Here is a 4,067-nt window from a genome sequence, read left to right on the forward strand (position 1 = left end):
TTTATCCAGGTGCAAACTACTCTCTTTGTTAAAGCTTTGGTTTGGGTCGCCGTTAGCCCTGTCAATGAATAGGCTATAGGTATAACTAATTACCGGGTGACCATTTAAGTGCGCCTCAGTATCAGGTATAGCCATTAAATGGAGATGGCTTTTTAGCGTAAAAAAGAGCGGTTTCATAATTGGTTATTAAAGTTAACCTTTTAATTTCAAATTGTTTAAAGTATCATGGCTTTTATTTGATGATGAGCAACCGGGGAAATCGCTGTCGTAATTGCACCCACAAAATGTCAGATATAGCCATTGTAGGTTGAGCTAATCATCCTTAAATTCGGGTATTAAAAAAGACATTTATATGGAAAGCGCAAATAATCAGAATAATGCAAATGCCGAACGCATTAGTATCATCGAAACTACAAAAAAGATTGAGGCCAAATACTCGCACCTTGATGGTTCAACGTTTGTGATGTTAAAAATGAGCAAATCGAGTTTTAACGATGTTGACCTCAGCAATTTAAAAATTGAAAACGCCAATTTAAGTGATCTTGAAATTGAAGGGGCACAATTGGGYGGCGCTTATATACACAACATTGGTATGCCGCCCCAAGGACATCCTGCTTATGATGAAAATGCCAGACAACGCCCCCTGCGTTTTGAGGATTGCGAACTGGAAGGCAGTACGATAACCAATTGCAACCTTAAACAAGTGGCTATTACCCGTTGTAATACAGAGGGGATGACTATAAATGGTATTTTGGTTGATGAGTTGCTGAAAAATTATAAGAGATAAAATATTTTTAATAAATATGGTACTATGTATTGTATAGTACTGTGTTTTGTATTAGCTTTGTGATGACATTGACACATTAACAATTATCATCATGAAAAAAATACACCTATTAATTGCTTTGGCAGGGCTATTAACCCTGGCAACAGCTTGTCGCTTTGGCGGAAGACATACTACCATTGTGGAGAACAACAATGGTACTACCGTGAAAATAGAATACGGCGGAAAAACCTATTTTACTGAAGATGGAAAAGGCATCAAAAGCATTTCGCCGCATGGTTATGTGAAATTTAGTCGTAACAGCGATGACCTTGTGGCCGAAAACGACAATGGCCGGATAGTTTATGAAATAAATGGTGGCGGTAAGCAAACACACCTTGATGAGGATGGGAAGGCGTTTTTAGCCCGTGCAGTTAAGGAAATGATTAAGAGAGGGCATAATGCCGACGGGAGGTAATGCCCAATTTGAAGATTAGTTAATACGAATATTTGAAAATGGATCCTTTGAATCCTGTTAAAAAAGCCGGTGATTGATATTTCCGGTTTTTATTTTGGTTTAATCTTCAAGTTGTTATTTGTTTTCAAATTTTCAAATCACCAACTCTTCAAATTAAAATTGTTAAATTGAGCATATGAAAATATTTGTCAGCATTGTAGTTGTATTGTTAATGTATTTATTTAACCCGGGTTTGGCCCGCGCGCAATCAGTATCGGTAGATGCCCCTAAAAACACAGGTCAAACCTTGAAGGTAAGCCGTAACAAAATTGATTCCCTTGACAAAAAGCTGATAGAATTACTGGGAGAGCGCGAGAAGGTTGTTAAAGAGATTGGTGTTTACAAAGCCAAAAACAATATTCCCCCGCTACAAACCGACCGCTTTAAACAAGTACTTGAAAAAGCTATTGAAGCCGGTAAACAGGAAGGGTTATCAGAAACCTTTGTTGCCGAATTAATGAACGCTATTCACAAGGAAAGTTTGCGGATAGAGGAGGAAATAAAAAACAATAAATAAAAACCTCAACTATCAAAAAAGCATAAACCGGCTCTCTAAAGTGTATAAATTACACAATTGTAGTTTACCGTATCAAAACATTTCTTCAGTCATATTAATAATTATGAAACTAACTGATTATGAGCAATATTTGTTGTTATTTGTTTGGTATTAAACCGTATCGTTTAGTCAACAAGTAGTTATAAATCAATTATTTATAGCCTTTCTTATTTGCTTTATTCAAATTAACTTTCTTAATTTGGGATACCGGAACCGCTTTCTGATTAGCAACGTTGCCCGCCGGAGACCAATTAAGTTAAATCATGAATAAAAAAATATTACTCACTTGTTTTATTGCAGGTAGCCTGCTGCAGGCCGGTTGGGTAAATGCCCAGGTAAAAGCGGTATTCTCTACCCAAAATAAAAATGTAAAGGTTATTGTTTCTGATAACGAAGCGGGTGTTAAATTTAAAACCACGGAGACATTAAAGTTTACCGATAGCCCTCAACCTGGCGAAACAGAGGTTGTTGTTTTTGTTGATCCGGCAAAATCATTCCAAACCATGCTGGGTATTGGCGGTGCATTAACAGATGCCGCTGCCGAAACTTTTTACAAACTACCTAAAGACAAGCAAAAGCAGTTTTTAACGGCCTATTATGATAAAGATAAGGGTATTGGCTATACTTTGGCCCGTACTAATATCCAAAGTTGTGATTTTTCGAGCGATAGCTACAGTTATATAAAGGAGGGCGATGCATCGTTGAAAACATTTAACATCGGCCATGACAGGGCCTACCGCATACCTTTTATAAAAGCTGCAATGGCTGCTGCCGGTGGTAAGCTTACTTTGTTTGCGTCGCCATGGAGCCCGCCTGCATTTATGAAGGATAATAACAGTGTTTTACATGGAGGTAAGCTTTTGCCAAAGTACTATCAAAGCTGGGCAAATTTTTATGGCAAATTTATAAGGGCCTATGAAAATGAAGGTGTCCCGGTATGGGGGCTTTCGGTACAAAATGAACCTATGGCATCACAAACCTGGGAATCATGTAAATACACCGCCGAAGAGGAACGTGATTTTGTAAAGAATTTTTTAGGCCCAACATTGCAAAAACAAGGCCTGGCCAATAAAAAATTAATTGTTTGGGACCATAACCGCGATTTGCTTTATCAACGTGCCAGTACTATATTGGAGGATCCGGCGGCGGCAAAATATATCTGGGGTGTTGGTTTTCACTGGTACGAAACCTGGACCGGCGCGGGGCAGCAGTTTGAAGCTACCCGCCGTGTACATGAGGCATTCCCTGGTAAAAACCTGATTTTTACGGAAGGGTGCATTGAAAAATTCGACTTTGATAAAATTAACGACTGGTTGCTTGGCGAAAGGTATGGCCTATCCATGATCAATGATTTTAATGCCGGCACTGTAGCCTGGACAGACTGGAACATCCTGCTTGATGAAAAAGGCGGACCAAATCACGTTGGCAACTTTTGCTTTGCACCGGTACACGCCGATTTGCGCAATGGCAGCCTCATTTATACCAGCTCATACTATTATTTGGGGCATTTTAGCAAATATATCCAACCGGGTGCTAAGCGTGTAGCTGCTGTTGCCAGCAGAGATAAACTTTTAACTACTGCTTACCTAAACCCTAATGGCAAGTTAGCCGTAATAGTAATGAATAAAACTGAAGAGAAAATTGAATACAGTTTATGGATAAAAGGTAAAGCTGTAAAAACAACCAGCCAGTCGCACTCCATAGCTACCCTCGTAGTAGAATAAAGACCTTTTATAATCAACTAAATCTCAGATGTATGGTGGATCATTTATGGTCCACCATTATCATTACCGGGAAATGGTCTGATGGTAATTTTGCCTCGTACTTTTTAGTTGTATTGTTTAAAGCACGGTAGCTATCTGTCAATATCCCATATCTTTTTACTGCGAAATCTTTGCTCAGGAAGATATGATCTATTCGTCCTTTCGATTTGTTTTCGGCGTTAAAGGAATTAAAAGTGCCATTCTCAGCGTATTTTATGAGCGAGAGTTCATATGCATCCTTCAGTTTGCCCGACGTATTGATCACGGCGTAGCTATCCGATGTTTCGTCGACATTAAAATCGCCGGATAATATAACCGGTTCATTAGCTGTCATTGCTTTAATTTTTGCCAGAACGAGTTTGGCGCTTTCGCGACGGGCTATTACACCAATGTGATCCATATGGAGGTTAAAATAATAAAATTTATAACCTGTTTTTATTTCCTGGAACGATGCCCACGAGCAAATAC

The 4,067-nt window shown here is 38.9% G+C and carries 5 protein-coding genes; 4 read left to right on the forward strand and 1 reads right to left on the reverse strand.

Annotated features, from left to right (window positions below):
* Positions 1 to 352: 352 nt before the first annotated feature.
* The 4 genes from AC1DPZ_RS23280 to AC1DPZ_RS23295 all read left to right on the forward strand — a co-directional run bounded on the left by AC1DPZ_RS23280 (position 353) and on the right by AC1DPZ_RS23295 (position 3,560).
* Complete coding sequence (locus AC1DPZ_RS23280; protein ID WP_477407949.1) at positions 353 to 787, forward strand: pentapeptide repeat-containing protein; 435 nt, start codon at positions 353 to 355, stop codon at positions 785 to 787.
* Positions 788 to 878: 91 nt separating this feature from the next.
* Complete coding sequence (locus AC1DPZ_RS23285) at positions 879 to 1,241, forward strand: hypothetical protein (RefSeq protein WP_477407951.1); 363 nt, start codon at positions 879 to 881, stop codon at positions 1,239 to 1,241.
* 175 nt (positions 1,242 to 1,416) lie between these two features.
* Positions 1,417 to 1,797: a chorismate mutase gene (locus tag AC1DPZ_RS23290; RefSeq protein WP_477407953.1), complete on the forward strand. Its 381-nt coding sequence runs from the start codon at positions 1,417 to 1,419 to the stop codon at positions 1,795 to 1,797.
* 302 nt (positions 1,798 to 2,099) lie between these two features.
* Positions 2,100 to 3,560, forward strand: coding sequence for a glycoside hydrolase family 30 protein (locus tag AC1DPZ_RS23295; RefSeq protein WP_477407955.1), 1,461 nt, complete (start codon positions 2,100 to 2,102; stop codon positions 3,558 to 3,560).
* 40 nt (positions 3,561 to 3,600) lie between these two features.
* Here the strand turns inward: AC1DPZ_RS23295 and AC1DPZ_RS23300 are convergent.
* Positions 3,601 to 4,067, reverse strand: a 467-nt coding sequence (locus AC1DPZ_RS23300) for an endonuclease/exonuclease/phosphatase family protein (protein WP_477407957.1), incomplete at its 5' end; no start/stop codon positions are given.

It is taken from the genome of Mucilaginibacter sp. P4_G9 (genome assembly GCF_056400985.1).

Excerpts from the sequence above, each read along its gene's own strand:
- AC1DPZ_RS23295 (WP_477407955.1), top strand. The coding sequence starts at position 2,100 with ATGAATAAAAAAATATTACTCACTTGTTTTATTGCAGGTAGCCTGCTG.
- AC1DPZ_RS23290 (WP_477407953.1), top strand. The coding sequence starts at position 1,417 with ATGAAAATATTTGTCAGCATTGTAGTTGTATTGTTAATGTATTTATTT.
- AC1DPZ_RS23285 (WP_477407951.1), top strand. The coding sequence starts at position 879 with ATGAAAAAAATACACCTATTAATTGCTTTGGCAGGGCTATTAACCCTG.